Source organism: Sodalis sp. RH16 (assembly GCF_047324245.1).
In the GTDB taxonomy this organism is placed as follows: Bacteria; Pseudomonadota; Gammaproteobacteria; order Enterobacterales; family Enterobacteriaceae; genus Acerihabitans; species Acerihabitans ligni.
On record NZ_CP178737.1, the window covers coordinates 5896263 to 5912710 of the forward strand.

A 16448-nucleotide genomic window follows, 5' to 3' on the forward strand; every position below is an offset into this window, starting at 1 on the left:
CTTTTTTTCGGGTTTATCATTCGACGGCGCCGGACGTATTACATCACGGCATACCAGGCCCGCTATTTCGAATAACAACTTAATTATCTTTATTAGGAATTCAACCATTTTATCCGCACGGTAAAACTTCAATAATTTTGCAAGCGCTGTTCGCCAGACACTCTATAGAATTTCAAGTGAGTGAAATAGCGGGCATGGGATTTTAGTGATCGGTAAGCAAACTTACGAAACTCACGGGACTTGATATTGCAGATATAACATTAAAGCTGAAAAAATAATGAGGTAAATCCGATAATCGCGGTCCGTTTGAGGACCGCGATATCAGTAAATTAGCGCAACCCGAGCTGGAATATCAGGCTCTCAGCCTCACAGCTGAAGTTAAAATCGGCCGTTAACGCCACACCGCCTTCAGCAGGCTCAATGCGACTGGTTATCTGGCAAGGATCGGATTCCACCGCGCGGGCTTTTTCCGTCAGTTTTGCCAGCATGGCTTCAGCCTGGTGGCGGTCCGCATAGACCTGGCTGAAAGATGCCTTGCGATCTTCGTTGTCGATAATGGTGCCGACATCGACACAACAGCAGGCGGCCGTTTCTTCAGCGCTGCATTTATTAATTGAATGAGCCATCGTTTTTTCTCCACAGGATAAACCTGTCTGACAATAATAACCTTACAAACTATCTGTGCTTGATTATACGCTTCCCGGCAAGATGATAACAGGGATAAACCCACCGCCCCTGGCTTATCGCCTATGCATTAAGGGCGGAGGCCGGACCTTATCCGCTACGGCGCATCGATACTCTTCAGATCGCCTTGTATCGCCTTCGCGTTCGGGTTTTCCTGCGGCACCAGACGGCCGCCGCTGGCCAGGAAATCGTGCCGCTGGAAATAAGCCGCGCGCACCAGGGCGTACGGGTCGGCGGAGTTACGCAGCAGACTGTCCGAATCCAGCAATTCAGCGCGGGTTTCGATGCCCTGGAAGACAAATTTGCCGATGCTCATCCACCAGGTAAGATAACTTAGGGCCGGATAGAAATTATCCGCCAGGCCGCCGATATCTTCCCGAGGCGTAAAGCTGCCGTAAGCGGGCAGCACCACATACGGGCCGTATCCTACGCCGTAGGTGCCAAGCGTCGTGCCAAAGCGCCTGGGCTGCTCCTTGGCCAGCTTGGGGTTCGCCATGGAGGCCACATCAATCAGCCCGCCCATGCCCAGCAGGGTATTGAGGAAGAAGCGGTTAAAATGAATCATGGCTTCGTACGGCTTGCCTACGGCGAAGTAGTTTACCATGGACGCCGGTTCTTCAAGATTGCTCAGAAAATTGCTCAGTCCGTTACGGGCCGGCATCGGCACATAATCGCGCCATGCCACCGCCGCCGGACGCACCACATAAGGATCAAGGACATTGTAGTTGAAATTGAACATTGTCCGGTTGAACCCTTCCAACGGATCAGATCGTTTCTGAGCCGACTGATCGGTTTTACTGGCGCACCCCAGAATCAATATAGTGGCCAGCGCCACGCCTGACAGGCGGTAATTCATCATTCGACTCCGTTTTAATTTATTATGCCCGCCTCTAGGGCACTTGTTGATCGATTTGCACGGCAATCCGGCCGGCGCCATTGAAATCCTGTACAGCACTCTCGCCAAACCACTCTCCCGGTTTCGCCTCGGCGGTACCGTCCAAAGAGAGTCTGACCCGTACTTTCAGCTGAACCTGGGCGGAAAGTAAACGCTCCGGCATCATGGCGTTGCCGTCGTCGAGAGATAACGATAATGGAAAGCGACTCAGCGGTAACGTTTTTATCGCCACCGGCTGCGGACTTTTACCGTCGGTAACCGAGATAATCACGACGCCCCGCCGCGGTAATCTATCGGCTATCGCCGGCGCGGGCGTAACGGTAACATCGAGTTTAGCCGTCTCCTGGCCGGTTTGCTCACGGGCCAGGGCGATACTGTGCTTGATAGCCTCCACATGAACATCGCCCGCGGGCAATAATGTCAACAAACGCTGCCACAGTATAATAGCCTGTGGGAAATTATTCTGCTGATACTCACTGACGGCCAGCAGATCCAGCGTCGGGATATCGTCCGGATGACGCTGCGCCATCTGCCGCAGTAGCCGATTGCCGTCCAGGTTGTCACCCGCATCGGCGGATCGGGTCAGCACATCGGCATAATCGAGCTGGATGCCCTCGTCGTCCGGCGCCAATCGCCAGGCCCGCTCGAAAGCATGGGTGGCCATGGACGCGTCCTTCAATACCACCCCGATCCGCCCGAGAATCAGCCAATCCTGCACATTGTCCGGCCGCCGCTGCAGCGACGCGCGCAACCCCACCGCAAAATCCGACAGCTCGCCGGGCGTCAACTGCCGGGCCCGGGGGTCCATGATGCGGGCGCGCAGCGCAGGCAGTTCAGCCACCGTCTGCCGCCAGCGCCAAAGCTGCCCCAAACCACCGGTACCCGCGTAAAGACCCAGCGTCACCACCACCAGCGCCACCACTCCAGGTAGCAGCGCCCAGGCGCTCGACGTGCGCCCGGGCGCTTGCGGTACCGGCGGAATATCCGCCAGCAGGTTTTGCTGTAAATCTTCAATATGCCCGGAGCGGTCGTCGATCACGCCCTCCGCTTCCTCATGGGCCAGCTCGTCCAGGCGCCGCCGGTAAAACAGCGTATTCTGACCGTCGCGGGTCAACGCGCCGGGACGGGAACCGTGGCGCAGGGCCGGCCATACAAACGCTCCCCCCGCCGCCGCCAGCAGGACCAGCATGGCCACGCCCAATGCTATCATGATTGCTTCCCGTCCGGCTTATCCAACAACTGCTCCAGGCGCCGCCGCTCATCGGATGACAGCGGTTCTGCGCGGCCGCCGCGCCGCGCGGCCTGTAATACCACCGCCAGACCGCCTATCATCACCACCAGCAGAGGGCCAAGCCATAACATCAGCGTCAGGGGATTTACCGGCGGCTCATAGCTAACGAAATTACCGTAGCGCGCCACCATATAATCGATAATCTGCCGTTGAGTCCGGCCCTGCAGCATCAACTGGTAGACCTTGGCGCGCATTTCGGCGGCGATAATCGCATCCGAATCGGCAATGCTGTTATTCTGGCATTTCGGACAGCGCAGCTGCTCGGTTACTTCGCGATACTGCTGCTCTTGCGCCACGCTGTTAAAGTGCCGGGCATCAATGGCGGCGCCGGCGGCGGTGCTGCACAGCAGCAGAACCGTTAACAGATTGCGCAGGATCATTCAGGCTCCCCCGGCATATTTTTCATAGAGCGGCCGCACTTCCCGCTGCCAGACCCCGGCATTCATATCCCCGGCGTGCCGATAGCGGATAATACCCCGTCCATCAATCAGAAAGGTCTCCGGCGCGCCATACACCCCCAGATCCAATCCCAGCATGCCGTCGCCGTCATACAGGCTCAGCGCATAAGGATTGCCCAGGGTATTGAGCCAGTTCACCGCTTTGAGCCGGTCGTCTTTATAATCCATGCCTACCACCCTAATACCTTGTGCCGCCAGAGTATTAAGGAATTGGTGCTCTGCCCGGCAGGTGGGACACCAGGTGGCCCAAACGTTCAGCAGCAGCGGCTTACCGTCGCGCAATACCGATTGATCGTATTGCTTCGCCGGATCGTCCAGAGACTGCAGAGTGAAAACCGGCACCGGCTTGCCGATAAGCGCCGACTCCAGCAAAGTTGGGTCATCGCCATGGGCGTTGCGGGTCAACTGCACAACAAAGCTCGCCGCCAGCGCCAAAAACAGGAGCAGCGGGACCAGTAGCAGCAATCTGGTTTTCATTGCTCACCCGACTCGGACAACCGGGACTTTTTCTGGGCGCGATAACGGGGATCCGCCAGGCAGCACGCGCCGCCGGCCGCCATCAATAAACCGCCCAGCCAGATCCAGCGGACAAAAGGTTTGTAATAGAGCCGGACCGCCCAGGCGCCGTCATCCATTTCCTCACCCAGCGCCGCATACAGGTCGCGGGTTAAACCACCGCTGATGGCCGCTTCAGTGGTGACGGTCCGGCTCACGCTGTAATAGCGTTTTTCCGCCTGCAGCCTGGCCTCCGGCTTGCCGTTATGCGTCACGTCGAAGACCGCCGCCGCGCCGGTGTAGTTCGGCCCGGTCAGGCTTCGTAAAGCCTGGAAACTGAACCGGTAGCCGCCGATGTCCGCCAGATCGCCGGTTTTCATCCGTATATCCCGTTCCAGACTGTAATTCTGGCTGAAGGTGATGCCTATCACCGTGACCGCCACCCCCAGATGGCCGAGCACCATGCCCCAGTGGCTAGGGGTCAGATGAGCCAGACCTCGCCAGAACGAGCGGCGATGGCCGGCGCGCTCCCGTAACTCCATCAGGGTCAGAGTCATCACCCAAAGGGACATCATCAGACCGGTTACGGTCATGCCGCGAATGTCATCTCCCATCAGCCGGGGCAACAATAACGACATGGCCAGGCAGCCCGCGAACGCCCATGACAGGCGCTTGATCCATTTTTTTGCCTCATCCCGCCGCCAGCGGATAAGCGGACCAATCCCCATCAGCAGCGCAAACGGCGCCATCAGCCAGGTGAACATACTGTTAAAGAACGGCTCGCCGACGGAGATACTGCCCATGCCTAACTGTTTATGGATCAGGGGCAGCAGCGTACCCAGTAGTACCACCAGCATTGCCGCCATCAGCAGCACGTTATTGCTCAGCAAAAAGGTCTCGCGGGAGAACAGCTCGTTTTGCGCCCGGCTGCGTACTTTGCCGCCCTGAATGGCATACAGCAGCAGCGAACCGCCGATCAGCAGCACCAAAAATGCCAGGATAAACATCCCGCGCGCCGGATCGGAGGCAAAGGAGTGTACCGACACCAGAACCCCGGAGCGCACCAAAAACGTCCCCAGCAGACAGAGGGAGAAAACGGTAATGGCCAGCAGCACGGTCCATGATCTGAAGGTGCCGCGTTTCTCGGTCACCGACAGGGAATGCAGCAGCGCCGTGCCCGCCAGCCAGGGCATAAACGAGGCGTTTTCCACCGGATCCCAGAACCACCACCCGCCCCAGCCCAGTTCGTAATAGGCCCAGGAGGAGCCGAGCACGATGCCTAAGGTCAAAAAAATCCAGGCGGCCTGAGTCCAGGGACGCGACCAGCGCGCCCAGGCGGTGTCCAGACGACCGGCGATAAGGGATGCGATGGCGAAGGAAAACGCCACGGAGAATCCCACGTACCCCATATACAGCAGCGGCGGATGAAAGATTAACCCGATATCCTGCAGCACCGGATTCAAATCGTGCCCGTCAATGGGATAATCCGGCAGGGTACGGCTAAAGGGATTGGAGGTGAGTAAAATAAAGGCGAGAAAACCGGTATTTATCATCCCCATCACCGCCAGCACCCGTGCCACCGCCTCGTCGGGCATACGGCGGCTGAACAGCGCTACCGCCAGCGTCCAGCAGCCCAGCAGCAGCACCCACAGCAGTAACGACCCCTCATGGGCGCCCCAGGTGGCGGCAATGCGGTAATATAGCGGCAGGCGGGTATTGGAATTATTCACCACGTAAATCAGGGTAAAATCATTGACCACAAACCCGTACACCAGACAAATAAAGGCCCCGCTGATGCACACAAACAGTCCGCAGGCCAGCGGACGCGCTGTCGCCATGAGCCTTGCATCCTGACGCGCCGCGCCCCACAGCGGATAGATGCTCAATAACAGCGCCAGCGCCATAGCCAGGCAGAGCAGGAAATCACCCAATTCGGGAATCACGGCGTCACCTTCGTTTGGATAATACTGAAGCTGCCGGAAGCGAAGCGCGAGCCAACGGAAGGAAGAATGGCCGAACTTTTTACGTCTTCCGCCACTTCGGGCGGCGTGTAATTTTCATCGTGTTTCGCCAGCACCTCCTTTGCCTGCACCAGATTACCGGCCTCCAGCACACCCTGCGCCACCACTCCCTGCCCTTCCCGGAACAGATCCGGCAGGATACCGTCATAACTTACCGTAATCGCACCGGCGGCATCATAAATTTTAAAGGTCACTTTCAGGGTTTGCGCATCCCGCCGCACGCTGCCGGGCATGACCAGGCCGCCGATGCGCAGACGCTGGCCGATATGCGGCAAAGCATGCTGCTCGCCTTTACCCAGCAGCATCTCACGCGGGGTATAAAACAGATCGATATTGGAACTCAGCGCATACAAGAAAAGCGTCACGGCAAGCGCAACGCCCGCCAGCATGCCGAACAGCAGATAGAGGCGGTTTTTACGGCGAGGATTCACTGGCCATCCCCCCGTTGCGGGGCGGCGGCGCTGTGCGGCCCGGGGGCTGATGCGCTCTGGCGGATACGCCGCAGGCGCGCCTGCCGACGACGGATTTCCGCCAACAGGGCCCGGCGCTGCCACAGGGTATGCACGATTAACGCCGCCAGCGGCGCCAACGTCGAGGCCACCGCCAGCCAGACATAGAAAGCATACCCCCCCATGGCAAAAAAAGCCGTCCAGGAACTGAATGCGGGGTTCATGACGCACGTCCCTTTGCCGCCAATGCCACCACCCAGGGACGATGGCATTCTTGCCGCAGGATCAGATTGCGCAAACGCATCAGCGTTAGTGTCAAGAAAAACAGCAAATAACCGAGGATGGCCCAGCGCAGCGGGGTACGCATACTGGGATCAATGCTTTGCTGCATATGGCTAGAACCCTGATGCAGGGTATTCCACCACTCCACCGAATAATGAATGATGGGAATATTCACCACGCCCACCAAGATCAGAATACCGGCGGCCCGCCCGGCCAGGCGCCGATCTTCAAAAGCGTTATATAAAGCGATGACGCCCAGATATAAAAACAGTAATACCAGCTCAGAGGTCAGGCGGGCATCCCATACCCACCAGGTACCCCACATAGGCTTGCCCCAGGCGGAGCCGCTCACCAGCGCGATAAAGGTAAATACCGCGCCCACCGGCGCCATCGCCGCCGCCGCCAAGTCCGCCATCTTTATTTGCCAGACCAGGCCAACAGACGCCGCCAGCGCCATCGCCATATAAATTCCCATCGACCACATGGCGGCGGGCACATGTACATAGATGATGCGAAAACCATTACCCTGCTGATAGTCCGGCGGCGCAAAACCGAATCCCCAGACCCAGCCCACCATCAATGAGCCCGCCGTGGCCAGCGCCAGCCAGGGAATCAGACCGCCGCACAGCCGGTAAAGCCGCTCAGGCCTGCTCAATTGATGCAACAATTTCCACATGCAACATTGTCCACTGTCAAAACCATCCAACCGCCGCGGTGAAATTCATTGCAACGTTACGCGTAACGCCGCGGCGGCGGCAACAGGCGCCAACATGACGCTTAATACCAGGAATGCCCCCAAGATCGCCAAAAAACCGTCAATGGGTAAACCCTGCGCCGCGTTATCAATGGCCGCGGTAGCGAAAATCAACACCGGAATAAACAAGGGTAACAATAATAAACTCAGCAAGACACCGCCTTTGCGTAAGCCGAGGGTTAATCCCGCGCCCACGGCTCCCACCAGGCTCAGCGTCGGCGTACCCAGCAACAATGACAGCGCCACGGCCCGCCAGGTGGCCAAATCCAGGGACAGCAGCAGCGCGGCCACCGGCGACAGCAGCAGCAGCGGCAAACCGGTCACCAGCCAGTGCGCGCAGACCTTGCCCAGCACCGCGATGGGAAGCGGCAACGGCAACAACAGCAGTTGCTCAAGGGTGCCATCATGAAAATCCTCCCCAAACAGGCGCTCCAACGATAAGAGACAGGCCAGTAAGGCCGCCACCCAGATGATACCGGGGGCGATACGGCGCAGTAATTGCGGTTCCGGCCCGATCCCCAAGGGAAACAAGGTTATCACAATCAGAAAAAACCACAGCGGATTGATAATATCGCTGCGGCTGCGTAATGCCGAGCGCAAATCGCGGCGAACAATCAGCCAGAACATGGCGTATCCCGTACCGGCATCAAGGCCATCTTGCGTATCGCCACCGACGCTGGGGGAAGCGCCTGATGGGTGGTAAGCAAAACCATACCCCGGGCCGCGCTGTGGCCGGCGAACAAGGACATCAGCTGCGCGGCGCCCTGTTTATCAATGGCGGTGAAAGGTTCGTCCAGGATCCACAAACGGGCCGGACTCAGCCATAAACGCGCCAGCGCCACCCGCCGCTGCTGGCCGGCTGACAAGCCGGCGGACGGCAGTTCCTCGTATCCCAGCAATCCCGCCTGCTCCAACGCCCGCCAAACGGCTTTTTCGTCCCGCTGACCGCCGCTGGCCGCCTGGTAAAACGCCAAATTCTCAAAAGGCGTCAAAGCAAGTTTGATGCCGGCTTGATGCCCGATATAAAGCAGATCCCGATGATATATTTCACGCACCAGGCTGATATTTTCTTGCCCCCAGCAAACCTCCCCGCGCTCCGGGCGGGCGAGTCCTGCCAAAATACGCAGCAGGGAGGTTTTGCCGGCACCGTTGCCGCCTTCAATCTGGAGAATGTCCCCCGGCTCGACCCGAAAGCATAAACGGGAAAAAAGCTCGCGATCGTCGCGGATACAGGCCAGGTTTCTTGCTTCCAGCATCGGAAACTCAGCTCTTCATTAACAGGAACGCCATCATAGCACAGGCAACCGAAGCGGGAAGTTAGCCATCAATGTAATCACTTCAACCAAGAGGCTTATTGAATGAAATCAATAAATGCATTGAAGGCAACCCTACCCTGCGTGGCCGGCACTCTATTTGATTTACCCGTATAAATGGCCATGGCGCGTATCACCCGGCCCCCTGATAACCGGCCGGCGCCGGCTGCCGCGCCAGCCATGAACACGGGGCGGAAAATGTTTTTTTCACCACCATTGACGACGGAATAAGCAATCGAATCGTTAAGTGCTTATTTTCGGGACCGAATCGGGTATAATGCCGTCCGCTATACGGTCCTCGTAGTTAAACGGATATAACAAGCCCCTCCTAAGGGCTAGTTACAGGTTCGATTCCTGTCGGGGACACCATTATGAAATTACCGCTCGTTACCTTACATACCTCAATCCCACGTGTAGAAAGGTTTCCCGCTAAAATATAGTTACCCGGGATTATCCAAAATCCATTCACAGCACCAAACTTTTGCGGGCATTCGTGCGGGCATCCCCCAAGTGCCCTCACAGCAATACCCACAAATGTTAACCGCAAAGCAGATAGAACAGACCAAGCCGAGAGAAAAAGGCTACCGCATGGCTGACATGGATGGCCTATTTTTTTTCATTACACCTGCAGGCGCTAAGGTTTGGCGGATGCGTTATCGGTTCGACAGTAAGGAGCAAACACTTAGCATTGGGGAGTACCCGAACATTTTTTTGTCTGAAGCTAGGTCCCCGCAGGCAGCAACAAAATTAAAAATTAAGGCTGGCATTAATTCGGCTCAGTAGAAACGTGAAGAAAAGCAGCCGGTGAAATGTGGGGACTCGTTTGAAGAGGTTTATCGGGAATGGTTGGAACGTCGGAAAAAAGTGTGGTCAACGGGATATGCGCTCGAATTGCAATGCATGTTTGACCAGGACATCCTACCAATGATTGGCTCCATACCAATAGCAGAGATTGAGCATTCGACATTATTAAAGGTGATCCGGGTATTCGAGAAACGCGGCGCCATGGAACGAGCCAATAAGGCGCGCCGGCTCTGTGGCACGGTGTTCAGGTATGGGGTCATCACCGGGCGTACAAAATACAACCCAGCCCCTGATTTAGCTGGAGCATTGACTGGCTATCAGAAGAAAAATTACCCCTTCTTCTCCAAAACCAGATCGGAGCATTCAACAAGGCTTTAGCAAAATATAGCGGTGTATAATCAGCCTGGCGGCAACACAGATAATCCAGTACACGGCAATGCGTACCATAGAGGCTCGAGAGCTTCGGTGGATATGGGTGGATTTTGAGCAACGGGAAATTTCAATCCCGCCCGAGATCATGAAAATGCGCCGCCTGCACGCCGCATCTATCTCTAACCAAGTCTATGCTCTTCTAAAAAGCTACAGCCAGTCACCGGCGATTGTGATTATATATTCCCCGGGCGAAATGAGAGAACAAAACCTATCAGCAAAAATGCCGTATTAATGGTGATCCGACAGATAGGTTATGACGGCATTGCGAGTGGACAGGGTTTAAGGAATCAATTCAGCACTGCGGCGCACGAATATGGATGGCCGCCCGATGCTATTGAGCGCCAACTCGTTCACAACAGCAGCATCATGCGTGGCGTGTATAACCATGCTCAGTATTGGGATACGAGAGTAAAAATGATGTAGTGGTACGCCGATTACCTCGATGGGTTGTAGTGGCCCTCACATCCTCGGGCAATCATCAACCTCTCTGCCTCTTATGTCGTTGAACACTTATGTCACAACACCCCAGCATTGCAACACGTCAATGTCATCAGATGCAGACTCCATTTGGGATGATTTGGAAAAGCCGACCACGCTTTAAGCGCAAGTCGGCGTATTTGAAGAATGTAGCTCACATCGGCTGTTCATTCAATACCTGCTATTAGATCTGCTCGTTCCGTGCAAAAGAACGGACATTTCCCCCCTTATTTTTAGCACACTTCGAGTGAGTCTCAATAGGTTTAAAAACTATTTAAGGTGCGGATAATAAAGTTATCCATGAAGCAGATGTTGCATTATTACTTCTGAAAATTACCCCATCACCTGAATTAATAATGCCCATTCGTTCAGTAACAGTACCAACCGGCCATGCTCCTTGTGGAGAAGACCACGCAGTCACGGTATCAAACCTGCATCCGCGGGTCACAAATACTGGAGTACCTGTATAATTAAAAGTAGTTCCTTTAACGCCTTCCATTTCCACTTTGGCATAGCTAACTAAATTAGCAGATGCCACATATCCGCCAATTATTTTTATACTCCCCCCTGCCGACCCGACTAAAGAAGCCATATGGCAGTCTTTAAATACAGTTGGAGAATATCCGGCAACTTGGCTTTTAAGTGATGTTAGGCCATTAGTAATAAAAAGCCCAGACAAAACGATATCACCAAGAATATTATTAGATTGTAGTACAGTATTCACTGTCCCAGATAATACTGTAACTGCAGATGAATTGTATCCAAAATCTAATATATCAGCAACTAATCTTGTTATTGATGTTTTATTTCCAAGAGTAACCTGACCTGAACAAGATAACAAATCAACTTGAGTATCAACCGTATCTGAATTGGCATTTTCGCCATATTTATTACAATATAATCTAGATACTTTACCACTGCGACCGAACATATGACTGACATTACCTGCGTTCATATCAATGATCGATGAATAATCCAAGGAAAGAGAAAGCCTATGATTCTGATTAAATATAGGCGTTCCGTCAGGAGCCGTAATTACTGAATTATTACAATCCATTGTAGTGTTATTAATAGATGAATTGCCAAGATTTAAATACACGTTCCAACCAGTTGTTGACGTATTATCTTGCAAATTATACGTTCTTTCAGCGTGTATATTATCTATCACAGTTCTCAAAACATTTACTTCCAATGCCCTATGGTAAGCCTGCTCTGATTGAAGGCTAATAATATGGCTAGCATTTGTGGTATCCCCGTCACTATCAATTCTTATTTGAGCATACGAAGTGCTTCCGCCTATCTCAGCAGAAAGCCTGATTATTGTTGAGTCCCATACTGAATCGCAGTTGATACAATAGCCATTAAAACCAGTTGACCTTACATGATCAATATTCAACCAAGAACCTTTTAAATATATACCATGTATTTGTCGAATTCTTGAATTTGACTGAATTAATAAGAAGCCTTTTATTCCAAATCCTGCCACTCTGCCTGAGCCTGACGCTCCCGGAGTTCCAATGGTCACTGCATACGAGCCATCTTCTCCTGAGAAATTAATAACATCCACTATTATTTTAGATTTAGAGTCAGCTATTATCTGAGTGCATCTACTAAAGTCAATCGTGTCCGAAATCAACCAACTACCTCCCCTAATGTCAACTGGCCGTCCTACGCTCGCGGATATATAATTTTTAAATTTTGAGGTACAATCAATTACTCCAGCGGGATCGCAACCGAAATGAGCGGGTATAAGTTGCTTTGATTTACGCTTCCACCGCTTGCCACTAGTGGTTATGATTATCGAACCGCCATCATCATTTGATGTTGAATCAGATGAGTCATATTGAAAAAATCCTCCCCCAGCCGATGACCCCGATGCATATTTCGTAACATAGTCCAATTGCTGTGCGGTTGCTGGTTCAGTTGTCCGTAAAGTTGCAATGTCTGCGACGATATCTACCATAACCTACCTCCAGATGGTGCTGTCGATGAAGGCAAAACCTCCCTTGAAGAGAGGCTCTGCTCTGAGCTCATACCCATAATACTGTATATAATTACAGGCTATGCCATCGGGTAGGATTTGTGAAGCATTGAAACGGCTGTTAAACGTAGCGTATTGAGATTTGGAGGAATTTAGCCGTTTCGGTATGATGAGTTCCTTTCCATTAGGTTCCATTTGCTGCGAACGTTTGGGCCCTATCCTGGCCTTTTTTTTAACCCTCTCGCTAAGACATACTCTGATTTTCTCCCATCTCAATCACTTTATCCTTCAATGAGAATATCGTTAAATTTCCGAATGATTACCGAGTAAGGAAAAATCATGCCAGGCAATCCATTGCTAGATATCAATAATTTGTCAGATGTGAGCGACGCTGCAACGGCGAGGGTAAATCTAGACATTTATGATAAAGAAACGTTAGCAGCAACTGATGGAGCTAGCCTTATCGGCTTCCGTGTAAAAACAGTGATGAGCCAACTTGATGCTTCCCAAGTTGGCACAGATGCTGCACCAGGATATCCCAATGCATTGACAAACATCCCAGATAACACTTCAGATTTTGATTACCATAAATGGGTTATCCCCAATGGGAATTTCACTCTGAACCATCTTTTTGTAATGACGGATGAACAGAAAACTACTCAATATAAGCAAGTTGAAATACGCGGACAAGGATCACGGTCAACACAAATTACACATCCAGCAGGTTCCGCTTCCGCAGGAGATGGAGTTCAATTTGGGCTTTATAGCATAAACGGAATTACGGTAGGTGGTATGTATTTAAACAATGCTCCATTAAACAGAGGGGCACAAGGTGCTTTTAATATTGAAAATTGCAGCGATGTTTTAATAGATGATCTGGTAATAGATGGCTCTGGAAATTTAAGTATTTATACTGACGAATGTAGTAGAGTTTTTTTTAACAACGTCCGAGTAAATGGACAAAAATATTTTACTGGAAATGGTAAAGCTTCTATTCTTTTTGGTGGTGCCAGTGAAGATAACTTTGCTATTGGCGGAGGTGCGAGCGCGTTAAGTACAGATGGCTCATATTTTTACAACGGTGATTTGGCTGATAACGATCATGCTATGCGAGCAGTCTTCATGGGGATGTATTTCCGAGGTCTGTTAGCATCCGAAGCTAGCAATCAAAACGCTTGTCTTTGGGCGGAAGGGCAAGAATCTCGTTGTAATACACATAGTATTGGAGTTAATACGCTAGGGCATGGGATAGGAATGGCTTCCACCGAACTTAACATTCATACGAGTATCGGAGGAACAATTCAGTCATCCCAAGTTAGAGGGGTTTGGAATAGAAATATATTTTGTAGCATGGGAAAACATTTTTTTGACCATATGGGTGAATCTGGTTCATCTACAGTCCACGCTGCAATACACCATGACGGAGCTTTATTTACAGCAAGTATAGGGGATGTATTTGACGGAAACACAGTTCCCTGTATTAATGATTACCATGCTTCAGTACTACCAGGCGATGCTTCCGCAATATCCGTTATAGGTTCTCAATTAACATCTTTTCGGGTTTATGGTGACACGCATACAGCTCAACACCATACTATAATCGGATCCAGGCAAACACATGCATCCCTCAGTTCTATGAACCAGGGAGGAGCTAGAAGTCATGGTATATATATAGGAAACAGTATATTGGGACCAGTCGGACAGTATGGTTCAAATGTTACAGGAAATTACCATGAATTTTATGGAATAACGGCAGAATGCGGACCCGTCTATACTGGTGCTGCTCTCTCCGTAAATTTAGCTGGAATATTAAGATTCGATAAATGTAAATTTTTGAATTATTCGGGCGGAATAATTAATGCATCACCTACTAATCCCCCACAGTTCAAAGAATGCATTTTCGTTAATGTATCATTTAATAGCTTAGACGCTGCGGTAATGCGCTGCATAGATTGCGTTTTCATTAGCTGTACGGGAACATTACCCATCAGCGTTTCCGCAGATAGCTTCACAAGGCCAGGTAGGGCAAAAATGACCGTAACGACTACTGTAGTAGACCAAACAGTTTCATTCCCGTCATGGGTTAGATTAACTAAAGGACTATGTCATATAAAAATAGAGGGCGCTGGAAGCTCTGCTACACAAGATTATGGGGAGTATGTAATGGCTAAACCTAACGCAACCAGTGTAAATCCAACAATTACAATATTGTATGAAAGTACAGCAGGATTTTATGCGCCTGTTTGGCCTGCGAATAGTGCATCTATTGGTGCTATGATATCTACTATAGGTACTTATGATATTGAGATCTGGTAAATAATGATGGTGGGCCTATCCTGGCCCACTTTATAAAGTATCTATAGAACTAAATATCTCGAACTTCGGGCCGTAAAGAATTTTGTATACGCATTGATACTAGGGCCATTTATCCGTTGGTGAGCCATATAGGTCGGTATTGGATGCAGCAGAATCACCAGAATTTAAATTAGATGGTGAATTCCAGTTGCTCCAGAGAAGAGCTTTATCTGAATCATCCGGATTGGGATGGTGATCGTAGTTAAGTAAGTCGCCAGGACTCGGTTTGGCCGTGGCCCCCTTATCACTGAGAGCGTCTTCCACACCCGAACCATCCTCAGTGGTGCTGATCCATTTACCATGACTAAACAGAGTGTATTAGCCCCCTGATGATCCATACACTTTGACCCGCCTAAAATAAGAGGTAGGCTTGGAACTGTGTTCAAGACTGATCAAAGCGAAGTCATGGGTACTATTCTTACTGAACCAGAGGGGCGCCGCCGTCGTACTCCGCAGGAGAAGATCACCATCGTCCATGAGACCTTCCAGCCAGGAAGCTCCGTTTTTCTTGTCGCTCGCCGTCATAATGTCAATGCCAATCAAGTCTTTAAATGCCGTAAGCAATACCAGGACGGGAGCCTGACGGCCCTCTCGGCCGGCGAAGAGGTTGTGCCAGCATCTGAATTAAACTACGCCATGAAACAGATCCGTGAACTCCAGCGTCTTCTGGGTAAGAAAGCCATGGAAGCCGAGATCCTCAAAGAGGCGGTTGAATACGGCAAAGCAAAAAAATGGATTGCACACGGACCCTTATTGCCCGAGGACGACGAGTAAAACCGGTAAGTGAAGCCTTGGGAGTGTCGCGTGCGCAGCTCTCGCTTTATCGTTATCGGCAGGTTGACTGGCAGGATGGCCGCAAACAGCGGCATCAGGATGATGGCGAATTACTGGAACGCATCCGTGCCGAAGTTGTCGACCTGCCGAGTTATGGCGATAGACGCATCTGGGCTAACATGCGCCGCCGTTCGGAGCAGGAAGGTCTGCCGAAAACGGGTATGGCGCGTGATGCGTGATAACGGCTTGTTGTTAGAGTCGAAACCCCGGCCCAAACTGGATACCCGTCGTCACACTGGCCGGGTGGCGGTTGCCGACAGCAATCGCCGCTGGAGTTCGTATAGCCTCGAGTTCCGGTGTGATAACGGCGAAAAGCTACGAGTCACCTTCGCCATCGACTGCAGCGACCGGGAAGCATTGACGGGAGGCCAGCACGGGTGGCTATGATAGCAATAGGATACAGGATGTGATGCTACGTTCGGTTGAGCGGCGGTTCGGTCAAAATCTGCCGACATCGCCCATCGAATGGCTGACGGATAACGGTTCGGCCTATCGCGCAGAAGAAACCCGCAGGTTCGCTAAAATGTTGGGCCTTGAGCCAAAGACAACCGCTATAAGAAGTCCCCAGAGTAACGGTGTAGCGGAAAGCTTCGTCAAGACGATGAAGCGTGATTATATCGACATGATGCCTAAGCCGGACAGCCAGACGGCGGTATTAAATCTGTCATTGGCGTTCGGACATTACAACGAATATCACCCGCACATCGCTTTAGGATATCGCTCGCCAAGAGAATATCGGCGCCGGGGGAAACCATCAACCTAAGCGGGAATAGGTGCATGGATATATGGGGTCAAAACCATTAATCAAATCATATGCAGCATCTGTACGTACACTATTCACAACAAATTTATTAAATTAATTTGATCCTCATAAGAAGCGTCAGAATAATATTCTCAAACATTATTTACTGACGCCATCATTC

Annotated in this window: 13 protein-coding genes, 1 tRNA gene and 2 pseudogenes; 4 read left to right on the forward strand and 12 right to left on the reverse strand. The window is 51.7% G+C overall.

Annotated features, from left to right (window positions below; translation table 11 throughout):
* Nucleotides 1–329 precede the first annotated feature (329 nt).
* The 11 genes from ACL2XJ_RS26920 to ccmA all read right to left on the reverse strand — a co-directional run bounded on the left by ACL2XJ_RS26920 (nucleotide 330) and on the right by ccmA (nucleotide 8585).
* Nucleotides 330–626 (reverse strand): YfcZ/YiiS family protein, encoded by a 297-nt coding sequence (locus ACL2XJ_RS26920; RefSeq protein ID WP_132927151.1) that lies wholly within the window; start codon nucleotides 624–626, stop codon nucleotides 330–332.
* 155 nt (nucleotides 627–781) lie between these two features.
* Complete coding sequence (gene mlaA / locus ACL2XJ_RS26925) at nucleotides 782–1540, reverse strand: phospholipid-binding lipoprotein MlaA (RefSeq protein ID WP_413726979.1); 759 nt, start codon at nucleotides 1538–1540, stop codon at nucleotides 782–784.
* Between the two features lie 34 nt (nucleotides 1541–1574).
* Nucleotides 1575–2786: a c-type cytochrome biogenesis protein CcmI gene (gene ccmI / locus ACL2XJ_RS26930; protein WP_413726980.1), complete on the reverse strand. Its 1212-nt coding sequence runs from the start codon at nucleotides 2784–2786 to the stop codon at nucleotides 1575–1577.
* A complete protein-coding gene (locus ACL2XJ_RS26935; RefSeq protein ID WP_413725136.1) occupies nucleotides 2786–3250 on the reverse strand; it encodes a cytochrome c-type biogenesis protein in 465 nt (154 codons plus the stop codon). The genes ccmI and ACL2XJ_RS26935 overlap by 1 nt, the downstream gene beginning before the upstream one ends.
* The gene (locus ACL2XJ_RS26940) at nucleotides 3251–3805 is read right to left on the reverse strand and encodes a DsbE family thiol:disulfide interchange protein (protein WP_203523515.1); all 555 of its coding nucleotides are present in this window, start codon (nucleotides 3803–3805) and stop codon (nucleotides 3251–3253) included. It lies immediately after the preceding gene.
* Complete coding sequence (locus ACL2XJ_RS26945) at nucleotides 3802–5766, reverse strand: heme lyase CcmF/NrfE family subunit (RefSeq protein ID WP_132927145.1); 1965 nt, start codon at nucleotides 5764–5766, stop codon at nucleotides 3802–3804. Before ACL2XJ_RS26945 ends, ACL2XJ_RS26940 begins: the two co-directional genes overlap by 4 nt.
* Nucleotides 5763–6275, reverse strand: a complete 513-nt coding sequence (gene ccmE, locus ACL2XJ_RS26950; protein WP_413725137.1) for a cytochrome c maturation protein CcmE — start codon at nucleotides 6273–6275, stop codon at nucleotides 5763–5765. The genes ACL2XJ_RS26945 and ccmE overlap by 4 nt, the downstream gene beginning before the upstream one ends.
* The gene (ccmD, locus tag ACL2XJ_RS26955; protein ID WP_413725138.1) at nucleotides 6272–6517 is read right to left on the reverse strand and encodes a heme exporter protein CcmD; all 246 of its coding nucleotides are present in this window, start codon (nucleotides 6515–6517) and stop codon (nucleotides 6272–6274) included. Before ccmD ends, ccmE begins: the two co-directional genes overlap by 4 nt.
* Nucleotides 6514–7251 carry a heme ABC transporter permease gene (locus ACL2XJ_RS26960; protein ID WP_413725139.1) on the reverse strand — a complete coding sequence of 246 codons (738 nt, stop codon included), beginning with the start codon at nucleotides 7249–7251 and terminating at the stop codon, nucleotides 6514–6516. The genes ccmD and ACL2XJ_RS26960 overlap by 4 nt, the downstream gene beginning before the upstream one ends.
* Nucleotides 7252–7296: 45 nt before the next feature.
* Nucleotides 7297–7956: a heme exporter protein CcmB gene (gene ccmB, locus ACL2XJ_RS26965; RefSeq protein ID WP_413725140.1), complete on the reverse strand. Its 660-nt coding sequence runs from the start codon at nucleotides 7954–7956 to the stop codon at nucleotides 7297–7299.
* Nucleotides 7944–8585 (reverse strand): cytochrome c biogenesis heme-transporting ATPase CcmA, encoded by a 642-nt coding sequence (ccmA, locus tag ACL2XJ_RS26970; protein ID WP_413725141.1) that lies wholly within the window; start codon nucleotides 8583–8585, stop codon nucleotides 7944–7946. The genes ccmB and ccmA overlap by 13 nt, the downstream gene beginning before the upstream one ends.
* A 351-nt stretch (nucleotides 8586–8936) precedes the next feature.
* Here ccmA and ACL2XJ_RS26975 point away from each other — a divergent pair.
* Nucleotides 8937–9011: transfer RNA gene (locus tag ACL2XJ_RS26975), tRNA-Arg, on the forward strand.
* A gap of 165 nt (nucleotides 9012–9176) precedes the next feature.
* Nucleotides 9177–10301: pseudogene (locus ACL2XJ_RS26980) on the forward strand (tyrosine-type recombinase/integrase).
* Between the two features lie 328 nt (nucleotides 10302–10629).
* Here ACL2XJ_RS26980 and ACL2XJ_RS26985 read toward each other — a convergent pair.
* Nucleotides 10630–12318, reverse strand: a complete 1689-nt coding sequence (locus ACL2XJ_RS26985) for a hypothetical protein (protein ID WP_413725143.1) — start codon at nucleotides 12316–12318, stop codon at nucleotides 10630–10632.
* 357 nt (nucleotides 12319–12675) lie between these two features.
* Between ACL2XJ_RS26985 and ACL2XJ_RS26990 the strand changes: the two genes are divergently transcribed.
* Both ACL2XJ_RS26990 and ACL2XJ_RS26995 read left to right on the forward strand, forming a co-directional pair.
* The gene (locus tag ACL2XJ_RS26990) at nucleotides 12676–14652 is read left to right on the forward strand and encodes a hypothetical protein (protein ID WP_413725144.1); all 1977 of its coding nucleotides are present in this window, start codon (nucleotides 12676–12678) and stop codon (nucleotides 14650–14652) included.
* A 444-nt stretch (nucleotides 14653–15096) separates the two neighbouring features.
* A pseudogene (locus ACL2XJ_RS26995) lies at nucleotides 15097–16329 on the forward strand (IS3 family transposase).
* Nucleotides 16330–16448: the final 119 nt, after the last annotated feature.

Excerpts from the sequence above, each read along its gene's own strand:
- ACL2XJ_RS26920 (WP_132927151.1), bottom strand. The coding sequence starts at position 626 with ATGGCTCATTCAATTAATAAATGCAGCGCTGAAGAAACGGCCGCCTGC.
- mlaA (WP_413726979.1), bottom strand. The coding sequence starts at position 1,540 with ATGAATTACCGCCTGTCAGGCGTGGCGCTGGCCACTATATTGATTCTG.
- ACL2XJ_RS26935 (WP_413725136.1), bottom strand. The coding sequence starts at position 3,250 with ATGATCCTGCGCAATCTGTTAACGGTTCTGCTGCTGTGCAGCACCGCC.
- ACL2XJ_RS26940 (WP_203523515.1), bottom strand. The coding sequence starts at position 3,805 with ATGAAAACCAGATTGCTGCTACTGGTCCCGCTGCTCCTGTTTTTGGCG.
- ccmD (WP_413725138.1), bottom strand. The coding sequence starts at position 6,517 with ATGAACCCCGCATTCAGTTCCTGGACGGCTTTTTTTGCCATGGGGGGG.
- ACL2XJ_RS26960 (WP_413725139.1), bottom strand. The coding sequence starts at position 7,251 with ATGTGGAAATTGTTGCATCAATTGAGCAGGCCTGAGCGGCTTTACCGG.
- ccmB (WP_413725140.1), bottom strand. The coding sequence starts at position 7,956 with ATGTTCTGGCTGATTGTTCGCCGCGATTTGCGCTCGGCATTACGCAGC.
- ccmA (WP_413725141.1), bottom strand. The coding sequence starts at position 8,585 with ATGCTGGAAGCAAGAAACCTGGCCTGTATCCGCGACGATCGCGAGCTT.
- ACL2XJ_RS26985 (WP_413725143.1), bottom strand. The coding sequence starts at position 12,318 with ATGGTAGATATCGTCGCAGACATTGCAACTTTACGGACAACTGAACCA.
- ACL2XJ_RS26990 (WP_413725144.1), top strand. The coding sequence starts at position 12,676 with ATGCCAGGCAATCCATTGCTAGATATCAATAATTTGTCAGATGTGAGC.